The organism is Acinetobacter sp. WA-87 (assembly GCF_039938935.1).
In the GTDB taxonomy this organism is placed as follows: domain Bacteria; phylum Pseudomonadota; class Gammaproteobacteria; order Pseudomonadales; family Moraxellaceae; genus Acinetobacter; species Acinetobacter seifertii.
Map to the genome: position 1 here is coordinate 99868 of NZ_JBDUVF010000003.1, position 15967 is coordinate 115834.

14 protein-coding genes are annotated in these 15967 nt (G+C 34.6%); 10 read left to right on the forward strand and 4 right to left on the reverse strand.

Translation table 11 applies throughout. The annotated features are described in order from the left end of the window. Nucleotide 1: 1 nt before the first annotated feature. From ABFY81_RS10605 to ABFY81_RS10615, 3 genes are read right to left on the reverse strand one after another with little or no spacing between them, the layout of a single operon-like run. Nucleotides 2–1312, reverse strand: a complete 1311-nt coding sequence (locus ABFY81_RS10605; RefSeq protein ID WP_019458561.1) for a DUF445 domain-containing protein — start codon at nucleotides 1310–1312, stop codon at nucleotides 2–4. Nucleotides 1313–1325: 13 nt separating this feature from the next. Continuing rightward, entirely contained in the window at nucleotides 1326–1889 is a 564-nt protein-coding gene (locus ABFY81_RS10610; protein WP_347913744.1) for a hypothetical protein, read from the reverse strand. A gap of 60 nt (nucleotides 1890–1949) precedes the next feature. Continuing rightward, the gene (locus ABFY81_RS10615) at nucleotides 1950–2489 is read right to left on the reverse strand and encodes a DUF924 family protein (protein WP_004704852.1); all 540 of its coding nucleotides are present in this window, start codon (nucleotides 2487–2489) and stop codon (nucleotides 1950–1952) included. A gap of 168 nt (nucleotides 2490–2657) precedes the next feature. Between ABFY81_RS10615 and gshA the strand changes: the two genes are divergently transcribed. The 8 genes from gshA to ABFY81_RS10655 all read left to right on the forward strand — a co-directional run bounded on the left by gshA (nucleotide 2658) and on the right by ABFY81_RS10655 (nucleotide 13796). After that, nucleotides 2658–4235: a glutamate--cysteine ligase gene (gene gshA, locus ABFY81_RS10620; RefSeq protein ID WP_134262649.1), complete on the forward strand. Its 1578-nt coding sequence runs from the start codon at nucleotides 2658–2660 to the stop codon at nucleotides 4233–4235. Nucleotides 4236–4249: 14 nt separating this feature from the next. Beyond that, the gene (locus ABFY81_RS10625; protein WP_004704854.1) at nucleotides 4250–4765 is read left to right on the forward strand and encodes a disulfide bond formation protein B; all 516 of its coding nucleotides are present in this window, start codon (nucleotides 4250–4252) and stop codon (nucleotides 4763–4765) included. 167 nt (nucleotides 4766–4932) lie between these two features. Beyond that, on the forward strand, nucleotides 4933–8259 hold the full coding sequence (locus ABFY81_RS10630) for a type VI secretion system Vgr family protein (RefSeq protein WP_347913745.1): 3327 nt from the start codon (nucleotides 4933–4935) through the stop codon (nucleotides 8257–8259). A 2-nt stretch (nucleotides 8260–8261) separates the two neighbouring features. Continuing rightward, nucleotides 8262–10502, forward strand: a complete 2241-nt coding sequence (locus tag ABFY81_RS10635; RefSeq protein WP_347913746.1) for a LysM peptidoglycan-binding domain-containing protein — start codon at nucleotides 8262–8264, stop codon at nucleotides 10500–10502. 16 nt (nucleotides 10503–10518) lie between these two features. Beyond that, entirely contained in the window at nucleotides 10519–11412 is an 894-nt protein-coding gene (locus ABFY81_RS10640; RefSeq protein ID WP_347913747.1) for a hypothetical protein, read from the forward strand. 264 nt (nucleotides 11413–11676) lie between these two features. Next, on the forward strand, nucleotides 11677–12138 hold the full coding sequence (locus ABFY81_RS10645; protein WP_347913748.1) for a hypothetical protein: 462 nt from the start codon (nucleotides 11677–11679) through the stop codon (nucleotides 12136–12138). A gap of 191 nt (nucleotides 12139–12329) precedes the next feature. Then, complete coding sequence (locus ABFY81_RS10650; protein WP_347913749.1) at nucleotides 12330–13055, forward strand: SH3 domain-containing protein; 726 nt, start codon at nucleotides 12330–12332, stop codon at nucleotides 13053–13055. A gap of 69 nt (nucleotides 13056–13124) precedes the next feature. Then, the gene (locus ABFY81_RS10655) at nucleotides 13125–13796 is read left to right on the forward strand and encodes a hypothetical protein (protein ID WP_347913750.1); all 672 of its coding nucleotides are present in this window, start codon (nucleotides 13125–13127) and stop codon (nucleotides 13794–13796) included. Nucleotides 13797–13906: 110 nt separating this feature from the next. Here ABFY81_RS10655 and ABFY81_RS10660 read toward each other — a convergent pair whose 3' ends face one another. Next, on the reverse strand, nucleotides 13907–14563 hold the full coding sequence (locus ABFY81_RS10660; protein ID WP_347913751.1) for a haloacid dehalogenase-like hydrolase: 657 nt from the start codon (nucleotides 14561–14563) through the stop codon (nucleotides 13907–13909). A gap of 151 nt (nucleotides 14564–14714) precedes the next feature. Here ABFY81_RS10660 and ABFY81_RS10665 point away from each other — a divergent pair, with 151 nt between their 5' ends. After that, nucleotides 14715–15314 carry a hypothetical protein gene (locus ABFY81_RS10665; RefSeq protein ID WP_347913752.1) on the forward strand — a complete coding sequence of 200 codons (600 nt, stop codon included), beginning with the start codon at nucleotides 14715–14717 and terminating at the stop codon, nucleotides 15312–15314. A gap of 91 nt (nucleotides 15315–15405) precedes the next feature. Beyond that, a complete protein-coding gene (locus tag ABFY81_RS10670) occupies nucleotides 15406–15927 on the forward strand; it encodes a hypothetical protein (protein ID WP_228144408.1) in 522 nt (173 codons plus the stop codon). The last annotated feature ends 40 nt before the right edge of the window (nucleotides 15928–15967 follow it).

Genomic DNA, 15967 nt, shown 5'->3' on the forward strand with positions numbered 1-15967 from the left:
GTTATAAAATTGATTCAATCGCTGCGCGGATTACACCTAGAGTTAAACCGATAAATGCGCCAACTACAACGCCGTTTACGCGAATCATGTGTAAGTCGCCACCGACTTCATTTTCAATTTTTCCAATCATTTCACGTGAGTCCCATTCATGAATGCGTTCACTCACATAGCGTATGATTTTATGGCTATACTGATCGGTAAAAGTCAATGCAAGCCCTGTCATTTCTTTATTGAGAACTTCACGTACTTTGGTATTTTGAACAAGGTTTTCACCGAGTTGCTGGATTGCTGCACGTAGGTTCATTGCAATGCCAGAGTCTTCTTTCATTAAATCTTCTTTAATGGCATCACATAAAATTGTGACAGCACCGCTAATGAAGTTCAGGACTTGAGGACTATCTAACAGTGCATCTTTACCGCTATTTAGACGTTGGCTCGCAACACTATCTGGTTTTGCCAGCTCAAGCATGAGAGAGTGAGCAACAGTTTCAATTTCTTGCCGCCATGGGTGTTCAGGGTCAGCTAGCATTGATTCTACTTTTTCAATCAGTGAGTCGATGGTGCGCTGCTGAACATCAATACCAATCCAGCTTGCACCCTTTGCCAGTGACCAGACTCCCAGCGCTTTAAACATTTTTCGGGTCAATTCACGAGTTTTATCAGGGTTCTGTACGACCCACTCATGCGCGATATCGAGACCACGCTGCAATACGTCTTGGTGGAAGTCATTTTCCAAGACTGCACGTAACATTTCGCTGGCAAGTTTATTGACTTGCGTATTGCGTACCCATTGCACGCTGTTGTTTTGCACGAAATTAGCAATTTGCTCTTGGCTCACAAACTCAAAAATTTTCGGTACCGTTTGTTGAATGAGCTGTACCACTTGTGTGTTGTTTTGTGGGCTTGCTAGCCATTGACCAATGGCAAGGCTTAGGTCGGTTTTTTCTAAGCTTCGTTCAACCACTTGAGGTGACAGGAAGTTTTCCTGCACAAATCGACCCATTGACTCTGCAATACGAGCCTTATTGCGCGGAATAATTTCGGTATGATCGCGCAAAAATTTAGGGATAGGAAGCTTACCAAATGGGTTTCGAAACAGAACGGTAATGGCATACCAGTCTGCGAGTCCACCCACTACGCCAGCTTCCGCACCTAACATTAAAATATGAATTAAGTTGGTGTACTCTGGCAGAAAGCGATTGGCAACCAATAACCCAATCCACAACACTACAACAATAACCAGCGCCATCGTCGCAAAGTATTTGCTGCGCTTCAGATTGGGTGCATGGTGTACTTCTTCTGCCATATTCATACGGTCATCCTATTCATTTTTGTTTTACTGGCGGCTCAGGCGGTGGCAACAATTCTCCTGTCGGACTTAAGCCATATTTTTGTCCGATAGATTTGAGGATTAATGTTGCATCAAAAGCGTCTTGCGGAGCCTGCTTTTGATCCCGATAACATTCAATAGTATACGACACTTGAACAGGGTCGATATTGACCACTTGAGGGAAATCATAGAACGGGTCATGCCAGAAACCTGGATAACGACGCCCATAACCATACGGATAAAAACTCGGTGCAGCTGGATAAACCACAGCCTGACGAGGTGGTTTTTGGCTTTGATTACTTGGGTCATTTTGTACTTTAAAAAAGCGGAAGCCTTTTTGTACAGTCGTTTGTGCTGATTTCACCAAGGTAATTTCTTCAGCTGTTCCATAGCTCATGTTTGAGTCAGCTTGGAAGCTGATTCGGAACGTTTGTGCATTTAACGGATAGGCTGAAAACTGGCCAAGTTGATCGAAAGTTTTTGGTTTGCTAGGTATGGTAGAACAAGCACCTAGAGTTAAGGCAGTGCCTAAAGCTAAAAAAAGAGAGAGATATTTCATGGTGAACTCCCAGCTGAGCATGGAAGAATGGATAACTCAGCATTAAAAAATAGAGCAGTCTTAAAAACTACTGTTCGGTTCTAATAAAAATTCGGTTTCCTCTGGTGTTGAAACACGTCCGAGGATGGCATTGCGATGAGGATAACGTCCAAAGCGATCAATAATCACTTTATGCTTTTTCTCAAAGCTTAAATTAATTTCATTGCCGAGGCGTTGAAATAACTTTAAAGCAAACTCATGGATCAATTTTGATTCACTATGCATAAATGGCATATATAAAAATGAGCGTTGGTCAGGATTAAGCTGTGCATCGAGTTGTAAGCTAATAGCTTCTTGTGACAAAGCTAAAGCGAGGCTGTCATAAGCAAAAGATTCAGGTTGATCACGATAAATGTTGCGAGAAAACTGATCTAGCACAATAATCTCTGCAAGACGACCTTCTGCTGTTTTTCGCCAAGACCAAAGTTCTGCTTGAGTCGCCTGACGATGAATGTCTGCAAATTGATCACGGATTTTTTTGTCAAAATCATCACTTTTTGCAAACCAAAGTGAACGGTGTTCAGGTGAAAACCAGAAGTTTAAAATGTCTTGATCGTTCATGATATTGACAACTCTTTAGCAATTATTCTTCAATAAAATCACAATTCTTTCGTGTCTTAAATAACAAGATTGTGATAAAAATTGCCAAACTGAAATGATGTGATCATATCAACATCCATATCATGTCACGATTTTGTATATAGTGATCTTTTATAAGCGAGCAAATGCATGAGTCAACCCACTACACCATCTCAATCAGTTATTCCTGCTTGGGTGGATTCGTCGCTACTACAAGGCATGTTACGTGGAATAGAACGTGAAAGCCTACGTATGCAAAGTAATGGGTTCTTATCACAAGAGTTACATCCAAAGGCATTAGGTTCAGCTTTAACACATCCAAAAATTACAACTGATTATTCAGAAGCGTTGATGGAGTTTATTACTTCACCACAGCCAACGATTGGTGATGCCTTGCATGAACTCACCGATATTCATGCGGTTGTACACCGTCATTTAGAAAATGGTGAAAAGCTATGGCCGTTGTCTATGCCATGTATGCTAGATGACAACGAAGAGCGTATTCGTTTAGCTCAATACGGTACTTCTAATATTGGTCGCTTTAAAACGCTTTATCGCCGTGGTTTGGGGATCCGTTATGGTCGCCGTATGCAGACGATTTCGGGTGTACACTATAATTTATCTTTTCCAGATTCTCTTTTTTCTGCTTTGCAGGCACATGAAACTGACGAAAAATTAAAATCACTCAGTCTGCAAGATTATCGTAGTCACCGTTATTTTGGACTTATTCGTAACTTTATTCGTTTAACGCCACTGGTAATGTTCCTAGTCGGGGCAAGTCCTTCGGTTTGTCGTTGTTTTTTGACCGGACATCAACATCATTTATTGCCTTTAATCAAAGGGTCATACTATTTACCGTATGCTACAGCACTCCGTATGGGACGTTTAGGCTACCAAAACTCGGCACAAAAAAGTTTAGGTATTCACTACAACAACCTATCTGGTTATCTGGCTGGTTTACAAAAAGCAGTACATTCTCCTTACCCGCCATTTAGCCGTTTAGGGTTAAATGATGCCTCTGGTGAACCGTTGCAAATTAATGACCATGTTTTACAAATCGAGAATGAATATTACAGTCTCGTGCGTCCAAAACAGGTACCGCATGCGGGTGAAACACCATCTCAAGCCTTGCAAAATCGAGGCGTGGGTTATGTTGAACTCCGTGCAGTAGATGTAAATCCATATTCACCAATTGGTGTAAATGAAACAACGGCTGGTTTCCTTGAGGCATTGGCGCTTTATTGCTTACTCAGTGATAGCCCTGAGTTGTTATGTGCTGAGCAAGATTTGATTGAGAAGAACCAGACAGAAGTGGTTAACCGTGGTCGAGCGCCAAACGCAACCATTACTGATTTAAACGGGTCTTATCATATTGAGGACTGGGCACGTCAGCATATTTCAAACATGCAGGCTTGTGCCAAGTTACTCGATCAGACCTATGTGACAAATCTGTACAGCTCGGCTTTGACCGTAATGCAAGAACGCATTGATGAAGTAGATGAAACATTATCTGCACATGTGATTGATGACACGTTAAAGCATGGTGGAACTTGGAGCTTTGGCAGTCATATGGCACAGATGCATGCTGAAAGTTATGAAAAGCATGAAATCAGTGCAGAGACTTTACAATATTTTGAACAATTGGCTGCACAATCTTTACAGCAGCAAGAACAACTTGAACAAGATAGTCACATCAGTTTTGATCAGTATCTTGAACAATATAGATAAAAACGAGGTTTTACATGCGATTAAGTTACCGTTTGGTGAGTGGACTGCTTGTACTGGCAAGCATTGTCGGCATGTCTTTTGCGTTATATTTGGAACATGTAAAAGGCTTAGAGCCATGTCCGCTCTGTATTTTTCAACGTGTTGGCTTAATGGCAATGGGTTTTGTGGCGCTCATTGCATTTTTGCATAACCCAGTTTCCAATGCGATTAAACGCTTCTACGCATTTTTAGCAGGCATTGCAATTTTATGGTCTGTAGGCGTGGCAGGCCGTCATGTTTGGATACAACATTTACCACCAGACCAAGTACCAAGCTGTGGACCGGGTTTAAATTACCTGATTGATGCTTTACCGATGAAAGCTGTTTTACAAGAAGTGCTTTCTGGTTCAGGTGAATGTGCTGCTATTGATTGGACCTTTTTAGGTCAGTCTTTGCCAGTTTGGTCATTAGTGTATTTTGTTTTGCTATTACTGGTTTGTTTATGGCAATTATTCCGTTTTTATCCAGTATTTAAGACGGCTAAAAACTAAGTTTAATATGATTAAAAAAAGCCCAACTCAAGTTGGGTTTTTTTTAATCACTTTAGAATAAGTGAGAATATAAGAAAAATTGATAAAAATAGCGCATAATTTTGTAGACAGATAGTTCTGTTTTTTATAAAGTGCACCCGTTTATATATCCTTACGATTATAAAAAAATGCTTTTTAATATATTTAGTGTCTTGGAAAAAATAGGGCTAAATGCTCAGAAACGTGCTATCCATGTACAGTTCTCTAATGAACTACTCAATAACCAAATATTCTTACAACGTATAGAAGGCCAACATCAGCTGAATGGTGGCCTAATGGCAGAGTTGATTTGCCTTTCAACCAATGCCCAAATTGCATTGAAGCAATTTATTGGTGTTCAAGTCGCTATTGATCAGGTCACAGATTCGGGACAATTGTTCCGAACAACAGGTATTGTGACTGAAGCCAGTTATGGACAAAGTGATGGTGCTTTAACGCTTTATAAGCTGACTATAGAAGATGCGACAAATTTATGGCACAAACGCCGTAATAGTCGTGTTTTTATGAATAAAAGTATCGTAGAAATTACCGAAGTTTTATTTAAAGAGTGGCAAGAAAAAAGTCCACTGTTTGCTGCGAGTTTAAGTCTAGACTTGGGTGGGTTAAGTCAAAACTATGATATTCGACCTTTCACCATGCAGCACAATGAGTCTGACTATGACTTTCTTACGCGTTTATGGCGAAGTGAAGGCATTAGTTGGCTCATTGATGAGTCAGAGCTTTTTGCTACGCATTTTACTGCGCCAATACAAGCTCAAAAACTAAGACTCATTGATGACAATAGCCAGTATCAGGCTTTAGAGCGTCGTAGTATTCGCTATCACAGAAGTAGCGCAACCGAATATCAAGATAGTATTACTGGTTTTGTTGCAGTGCGAAGTTTACAACCGACAGCGGTACATGTGCAGCGCTGGCAACCCGATGCGTTAGCACAAGAAGAGGGTAATGGTTCGGTTGTTACGACGCATACACACTCAGATAACTTTGACTCCGCCACTTTAAGTCTTGAGCAAGCATGGCACGTAAGCCCCGCTTGGATGCAAGATTTAAAAGGGGAAGATCAGGCAACAGCTTCGGGCAGTAGTCAGTTAGAAAAATTAAATCAACACTTCACCGACATGCATGCGAGTCGGGCTAAATACTTTAAAGCCTATAGTAGTGTCCGCGATAGCCAAGTCGGCTATTGGTTTAATCTACGCGAGCACCCTGAAATTGATCAGCATGAAGGGGCAGATCAAGAGTTCCTGATCATTGCTAAAAACTTCTATAACCAAAATAACTTACCTAAAGATTTACATCAGCAGGTTAGCCAGTTATTAACCCAAAGCCGTTGGGATCAACAGGGTTATGATGATATAGAGCGTCAAGGTAATGAACTGACTCTAATACGCCGTCAAATTAAAACTGCGCCTGAATATAATCCAGAGCAGCATCGACCAATTGCCTACCCACAAAGAGCGAAAGTCGTGGGACCACAAGGAGAAACCATTCATGTCGATGAATGGGGGCGCATTAAAGTACGTTTTTTATTTACCCGTAGTGATGATCATGGCCATGATGGTGGCGCAGGTAGTAATGATAACGATACCGACTCGGCTTGGGTGGATGTGCTGACTCCTTGGGCAGGAGAAGGCTATGGCGCACGTTTCTTGCCACGTATTGGTGAAGTGGTTGTCATTGACTTCTTTGACGGCAATATTGACCGTCCATTTGTGACTGGGCGCATCCATGAAGCGCAGCGCTCACCAACCAAGTTCGATGTAAAAGGGCAACTTCCTGCAACTAAAAAACTGAGCGGGATTCGCAGTCAGGAAATCAATGGTAGCGGCTTCAACCAATTACGCTTTGATGACACAACCGGACAAATTAGTACCCAGCTCCAAAGTAGCCATGCAGCAACACAGCTGAATTTGGGTAATTTAAGCCATCCGAAAGAACAAGAGACGAGCCAAGGCCGTGGTGAAGGCTTTGAGCTGAGAACAGACGCTTGGGGTGCTGTGCGTGCGGGTAAAGGTATGCTGATTAGTACCTATGCACAAGAGCAGGCGATTGCAGACCATTTAGAGGCTGCACAAGCACAATCTTTACTTTCACAAGGCTATGAAAGCATGAAAATGCTCAGTGAAGTTGCAGCTAAGCAACAAACTGATGCTTTGAACGTAATTAATCGCTTACCCAAATTCATCCAGTCGCTTGAGCTAAAAACCACAGGACAGGCATTAGATAGTACGGTGAACCTATTTAAAGAAGGTATTAATAACGACCCTATTCATGCTTTAAAAGACTGTGGCGGCTTTATTCAAGACATTGGTGCACTAGGCGGCAATGCAAAAGGCGTTGTAGATGAATTTAATGCTTTCTTTACCGATGCCAAAGATGCAGTGGAAAACTTAAAAGCGTTCATCGAAAACGTTGAAGAACATGGTGCCGACATCGTTAAAGGTAAACTTGCCAGCATTAAAGATCGCATTCATAAAAATCCATTTGAGAGTATTAAAGAGGTCGGAAAAGTCTTAGCCAATGTTGAGACTAAAGACTTTGACATGATGAGTGTATGCGGAACTTTTAGTAAAGGCAGCAAATTAGAAATATCACCTTCTAAAGCATTGAGCTCTTTGCAAGGCTTTATGGAGGGCTATACCCAAGGTTTAGAAAGTAGTTCCGATACTAAACAGCAAGAACAAGGCAAAATCTTTAGACAAGCCTTGATGTTATTAGCTTCACCAAATGGCATTGCCTTGACGACACCTGAAAATATTATTCTGCAAGCGTCGCAAGATATTGCTGAAAGTGCCAGCGGTTCTATTAATTTAAGTGCACAGAAAAATATTATTGGGCATGCACAAGACAAAATTAGTTTGTTCGCTGCGCAAAAAGGTTTGCGTGCTTATGCAGCAAAAGGAAAGCTCGAACTACAAGCACAAGATGATGCTATTGAAGCAATTGCCAAGAAAGTCATCAAGCTCATTTCTACTGAAGATAAAATCGAGCTTACGAGTCCAAAAGAAATTGTATTAACAGCTGGTGGGTCACAGCTCAAAATTAATGCCAATGGCGTGTTTTCAACAACAGGCGGTAAGTTTGAAAGTAAAGCTGGGCAGCATTTGTTTACGAGTGGCGCCAAGGTTTCTTATGAGGTTCCTAAGATGCCTAATACACCAAGTTTTAGTAATCGTTTAGATATATATGATCTATTTTGGGAAAGTGACTTTAGTAAGCTTAGCTATAAGGCATTCATTCCAGAGACAAATTCATTTACTTCAGGGGCTGTAGATGAGCATGGACGTACAGGAAAAATCAGTAGTGCTGATCCAACAAATGTTCAAGTTTTAATTGGTTCTGATGATGAATGGGGGCTGTTAATTGATAGCTTTGATGAAGATGACTTTTTAGAAGATCAAAGCATAAATGGTAGTAACTCTGGAATTGATAATAATACTGAAGATAGGGGCTGAAAATGAATAAAAAATCATTAGTTACAATACAAATTTTAGATTTATTTGGCAGCCCAATTTCAAAAGCACAATATGAAGTAAAAAATCAGAGAACTGGAAAAGTTATCGCGGCGGGACCAACAAACTCATCTGGATGTATTGTTGAAATCAGCCAAGATAAAGGAACTACTTTAGATGTATATATTAAAAGTATGTTTAAGGGTTCAATGGTTAAAGTACAAAGTTTTGTAATGTCTAAAGACCGAATGGTCGTAAAAATTACAAGTCCTAAAGTCCTTTTAGATTTAAAAACATTAACAAATCAAGGTAATAATGGGCAATATAAAAGAAAAACACATATTGTTAAAAAGGGTGATACGCTTTTTGAAATAGCACAAAAAAATCATACGACCGTTCGAGCACTAGAACGTTTAAATAAAATAGACGATCCAAATAAGATTAGTATTGGACAAGTCATTAAATTACCTGTTCATATTCCTGCTTCTGGAAATCATTCACACCAAGACAAACCTAAGCACAAGCACTCAGCTCAAGCTATAAATAAACCTACTGCGAGCAGTACAAAAACTACCCCAGCTCCAGCAGCAAAAAGGCCAGCTAATCCTGCTTCTCAAACAAAAAAAGAAAATGGGCTTCCAGAAAAAGCACATCAACTTTATGAAGATACTAAAAAAGCACTGAATGAAGCTGCAAGTTCAGTTTCTAAAATTTTGACTATTGATGATCGTAGTCAAGATGGAGGTACTCCTAAAGCAAATACTACAAATATTTGTAAAACCAATCCTCAATGTATTTCCAGTGGTAAAAGTGAGTTAATCAGAGAAGTTAATATTCGCTTAGCAGGTTTTGGTGGAGCATTACCAACAGATGAATTTACAGAACTAACTGCAACATGTATTAAACAATTCCAACGGGATTATATGGGAGTTTCAGACACTGGAAAGATTTGTGGTTCTGTTTTAGCTGCTTTAGATAGATTCAGAGATGAATATGGAATAGCTTCTTTCTTTGATTCAATGAAATGTCCTTGTGGGGAATGTTCGGGTTTTGGTCGTAGCAGAAGTGGTAATTTCAGATTTGAGATGTATAACAAAACTACGAGACAATACGTTGAGGTCTATCGAGATGCGAAAGAATATAATGGCATGCATAGAAGTTTGATCTGGGCACTTAAAGCAATGCTATTTTATTTTAAAAAAATGCCTAACTCAGCAGGATATAAAATTGTAAAAATTTCTTCAGGATATCGTTGTATTAATAATAATTGGAAAAATAGACGTCCAACGACTAATCATATGGGGTGTGCTTTAGATATTGTAGTTCATAATAAGAATAATCAAGTGGTTAGTATGAGCGAACTTGAGAATCAAGTAAGAATAAAATGGTTTGGTAAGTATTTAAATACTAGTCTAGGATGGTCACCAGATAAATTTGGTTTAGAACGTATCTCAGACGGTGCAAAAACATGGGTTCATTTAGATGTTCGTGAATTTAATAAAAAATATAAAATTGACAAGTTATTTAGCACTAGTAAAGATGGGTTAAATGGAGATTATCTAATAAATTTATTTAAAGCTGATGAGAAAGCTAATAAAATATTAGGATGTTCCGGAATAGTTGTTTCCCCAAATAAAAATCCTAATCTAAATGATAGTTCTTTAGAGGATCTGATTAGGCAGTTGGGTAGTGTTATCTCTCATGGTGAAGGTAATTATGAATCTTATAATACTGGAACAAAAAATGTTAAAGGTGATAAAGTTGGCTATTCATTTAAAAACCCTGGGAAAGGCACCGTAACAAGCAAAAGAATTCAGCAAATTATTGATAATGCAGAAGCAAAAGATGGTAATGATAAAAATCGTCTATTTGCAACAGGTAAATATCAGACGACCTACTATACTCTTCAGGAAGGGATTAAACAGGGATATTTTACTGGAAGTGAAGTATATGATGCAAATATGCAAGAACAGGTATTTCGAGAATTTCTAATTAGTAAACGAACAAAACTTTCTCAATTTGTGAGAAAGGGTATCGGTAGTTTAAGAGATGCTCAATATGATGCTGCTCAAGAATGGGCATCAGTAGCAGTACCAAAAGGCCTTCCTTTAAAAAATGGGAAGATATCCGATGGAAATAAATCTTATTATGAAAAACCTGGACAAAATTCTTCTTCTCCAGAGTCGACTAAAATGGTTTTAGAAATTTTAGAGAAAATTCATAAATTTCATAAAGATGGTAAATAGATTAAGTGGTGAAAAAATGAAAAATACGTCTGTTAGCTCAACTATACTTATAGTTTTATCAATTTTAGGATGCTCAAGTAATACATCTATAGCTAAGGGTATCAATAAAATAGATGTCAAGGACTGCTCAATTGACTATGATGAGGTAGATTTTTGTTCCAAAGAAAGATTAAAAGATTATAATAATACTTTAAAAAACAAAGTATCAAATTTTGATAAAAACAAGTTTTTAATGAATTTTAAAGAAAAAAACTATTTATATTTTGCAGTTATTGATTTAGAAAAGCTTAAGGTTTTCACATTCCCAGCTTCATTAAGTGTAATGTCAAATATTAAACCTATAGAATTCTCATCTGATAGTAATTCATTTTGTTTAAATGGTAACTTTAATCAATATCAAAACTCTTATAGAGCAGTAAAAACTTGTTATACATATAATAATGGAAGTTTTGATTTTAAATCTAGAGTTGAATTAGATAAGGATATAAATAATTCTAATAATGTGATAAAAAAACTCAATTTACCAATTTCCTCAGATTTTTTCTCTAAATGTAGAGAGAAGAACTCAGCTAAGAAATGCACGCAACTTGAAAATTCTAATAATCGGGCTTACTCTTTCTCTGAATTAGAAAAAATATCTCCTGATTTTATAAATGTACTTAATGACACAAAAGTGGATTCGTTAAATGTAAATACATTTAGATTCCTTCCTCAATTCAAAGATAGCTTTTATTCTATTGCTGAAAAATATATTGATACAGATGAAAGTTCTAGTTCTGAATTTTATTTAATAAAAATAAAGCCTGATTTAAAAGTGGAAAAAATAGGAGATTACTACTCAATTGATAGTTCAGGCGTAATAAGTTATAGAGATAAAAATGGTAAAATTTTAAAGAAAAATTTAAAATAAAAAAAGGACTTAAATTAGACTAATATATACTTTGATTGTACCCCAATAGTTGGGGTACAGAGAGAAATTTTTAATGAACCTTTTGAAAAATTAGTAATATTTTTTATTGTTACATAAATATAAAAGTATTTTTCACAAGGAAGATATTTAAATAGCAAATGCTTTCCCTATTAGTTTCAAAAAAATGTAAATGAAAAATAAAAATGTTGCGAAGTTTTTTATAATTTTTTCTTGTAAAATAGGCTATCAGCTTAGGTATAATTTATGAAATACAAATTATTTACATTTATTTTTCTATCTATTTTATGTAGTGTTACAAATGCAAGTAATGATGAGAAATGTTTTAAAGACTCAAAAAAATTAATCACAAACTTGTATAAAAATTATCCTGTAGATGGAAATAAAATTATTGAGAGTGCTGATAGAAAAACTATTTCTAGGTTTTTTTCTAATCAATTAACAAATATGTTAGTAAAAGATTATGCTTGTAGAAGTAATTTAAATGGTGTATGCAGTATAGATTTTAATATTTTAAGTAATGCACAAGATGATATAGGTAAATTTAGTATATTACAAGCCACAGATAATATTGTTACTGTTAAATTTAATACGCCTACACATGGTGAGTTTATTGATTTTTTGATAGAAAATAAAGGAAAATGCAAGCTTATTAAGAATATAAAATACGATAATAATACTAATTTGATTAAGATCTTGCAGCAATAATTTTTTTATTTAGTGATTATGTCAATGTAGTACATAAATTACGGCTTGGTAGAAATATGAAAATGATTGTCATTGTGATAAAGAATAACTATGAATTTTTAAATTTTGATTATATTTTATAATAATATCATTTTGAAAGATGATATTATTATAAAAGAGATCATTCAAAGTAAATAATGAGCTTAGCTTAAATGAATAAATATCTTAAATTTATAGTTTTTACTTCTTTCATGATTGGATCTATTGAGACTTCATATGCTGATTTTGGTTTTATTCAAGATAAAGATGGGTATGTGAATGTAAGGGAAAATTCAAGTTTAAGTTCGAAAGTTACATCCAAATTAAATAATAATGAAATTGTTTCTTGTGTGATGGATGAAGAAACTAATAATTTTTGTTTAGTTAATGCAAGCAATGGTGTAACAGGATTTGTCTATAAAAATAGAATAAATAATTTCAGTGGTTATATTTCTATTAAGCTATCTCAATATTCTAGAGAAAAGGTTATCTATAGGGATAAAAATATAATAGTAGAAGCGTATGCAAAAAAGGCTATTTTAGATCCTAAACTTTATAAAACTTTTAAAGGTGAATATAAGTATTTTAATGATAAAAAATTCTTTGGTACAGATGGTAGTCTACCTGACAATAATTTTTTACAACTTGATAAAATTATTGTTAAAGACAAAGATAACAGAATAGAAATTAGTAGGGCTGAGCTCGAGCAATATTTTTTCCCTAAAGATGGTATCGATGGGGGCAAGAATGAGCTTGCTGATTTTAAAATATATTACTTAAATAATAATATTTTTATTTTAAATACTTTTAACGATGGTGGTACAGCAGCTTACAATATTGTTTTAAATGTAAAGAATGGAAAATTAGTTTCTAATAACGCTTGGAAAGTTGAAATTTGATAAAATTAATATAGTAAAGTTATGAATGGCTATAAATATTAATTTCATTAGTGATGCGAGAAAATACGAGTGATTTATAAAAAATTAATTTTTGTATGTTTATTAGGTTTAAACGTATGTACTATTCAATATCTAATTGAAGGAGCTTATGCAAATTCTTTTGAAATAAAGAAAGTAAATAATAGCCAATTTATTGAATCTACTGAAAAAATTAAAAAAATAAAAAAGAGTTTAGATAATAAAATTTATTTATTATTAGATTCTGATGAGGGCTGTATAGTAAGTGAAAAACCTCTTAATAAGGATATCGTAATTATCTATAAAGAGGACGAAAAATTTAAATATGATATTGTGAATCCAATATTGAAAAAAGATAGTAGTGATTGTGTTTCAGAATTAGCTTTTGTTACAGATGAGCCTAATTATTTTTATAATATTAATAAAAGAAGTAAGGAGTTAGTTCGTGGTTATGGTTTTGAATTAAATAAGGATCAGATTCTATATAAAAATAATAAAATTAGAGGCGTTGATTTGATAGGGAATGGAATCCCTAATATTGTAACTGAATGTTTTTCAAATGAAGGTGCTCATTTTAATATTTTTGGAGGGTATAATAATGAAGAAAAATTATTACATCGTTATACCTACCTAGATATGAATTTACAAGCCTCATGTACTGAAAATGAAGAAATATATAGTAAAGGTTTGTTGGATTTAAGAAATAAGTATAAAGATTATTAGTAAGATTTGAGTAATATAGGCACTTTTATTGATAAAAGTGCCTATATTAGCCTATACCATTTTTATTTAGTTGTTAGACGGTTATATAAACTATATTCATATCATAACTTTTAAACCCAATTTAATATTTTTAAATTGTTGATTTTTATATTTTTAATTTTGTTGTTATTCCCGTTAATTAAATAGGGAAGTTTAGCACCAATTAAAATAGGTAAGTCATCATCAATATCATCACTGTATGTTGCAAACCAAGGTTGTTTGATATCAAGCTTATTCAATCTTCTTACTTTTTCTTCTGACCTGCAATGTATCCCACTTATCCATCCTCCCAGCTTGTTTTGTAGAGGAGTACCAATAATTCGTACATCTAGATTGATAGACTCGAGTAAAACATTCGCTAACTTTTCTGGTGCAGCCGTGGCAATAAACACAATTCTTCCATTGTCTAAATGATCTTTAACTTCGGCTATACCTTGCTCAAACCAATATAATGAACCGGAAGTAATTTCATTGATATTCTTAGAGAAATTTTTAAAGCTGTATTCTAATTCTTCTTCGTTCAAGCTATACGTTGCAATCCATAAATACAATGAAGCACCTTTAGATTTATATTTCTTAAATTTCATAAGAGGTAAAGCGATGGGCGTAACAATAAGTGCAGCGATAAATCTAAAAATATTAGATTTCAATTTATCTGTTAACCATGCCTTTGTAGAGTCACCTGATAGTAATGTTCCATCTAAGTCAAAAATAACAATTTCTTTCATGTACTTCTCTAAATTGAATAGTAATGGTTTTACTAATATCTAAATGGGTGTTTTTTAATCTTCTTTAAATTGGCAGTTAATAAGAGTTTCCTATAATATAACTAACTATTTATAAGAATTTTGAAAATATATTGAATATAGAGTTTAATAAATGAAAATTGCCTCCTTTATCTTTCTGAGCTTTAGCCTTTTAGTGTGCTCAAATATATCGAATGCTGCATTTTATTCTTATAAGTATTGTACTATTCAGAATAAATGTAAAGAACTGAAATACACATTGAATCAGGGGAGTTATGTTTTACATGCATATGAACCTCCTGTCGATGAGTTCTATATTAAAATAAAAGATGATAAATATTATGTGATATATAAAAATATCTTTATGGAAGGTGTTGAAGTAGGCTGGGCACAAATGAAAGTAATTACTAATAATGAAAAAAAGCTGGTTATGGAAACTAATAAGATATTTCAGACTTTAGGAAATTATAATTCTATAGGTGATGGTGATAATTTTGAGTACATTCCATCAAAAAATTATAGAAGTAATATGTATGTGCTTAATGACTTCTATGATCGATATTCTTTTAGACAATATCAAAAATTAACTTTTATAAAGAAAAATAAGCAACTTTTACTTGATTGTAAGAGCTATATGCAAGATCTAGATCCAAAAAATAATCTTTCTGGGATGTTCTATGGTGTTTGTACTGATAAGGAAAAAGTTTATTTTAAAGAAATTCCAGAATTATAATTTAGATTTTTTTGTAATATTAATTCTTTAACTCTATGTCAAGAGTCATAAGTTTTTAACCTTTGTAAATTAGATAGTATAAGCGTTTGATATGAAACTAACATTTATCATTATATTTGGCTGTATAAGTATGCACAGTTATTGTGCTGTAAATTTGGATAGAAAAATTTATTTAGACTTTAACTCAATAAATTTAAAAGATAAATCTTATATTATTGATAATAAATACTCTGATATTAATTTTTCGTCAGAAGGTATAGCAAAAGATCAAATGGGAAGCTGTACAACTTTTTCAGATTTTAATAATAGTATTTCATATACTCTTAATAATCAGAAGTTGGTTGAAGTATTAATTGGAAGTGAAAATAAAAGTATATACACATTAAAAAATATACGAAATGGTATGGGTGTTGAAAATATATACAAAAACTATAAGGGTTATAATATTAAAAAAATGAAAAGTGATGGAGCTGGAGATTCACAAGATGACTATACTTACATAGTGACTGATAATTTACAGAAAAATAATAGTTTAATTTTTGATGTTGTACATGGGAAAATACAAGGAATACATTTAGGAAAAAAAGGATTTGATCTATCTGATTGTGAGTAATATTACTTATACCTGATTTTATGTGTTTATAAGATCAGGT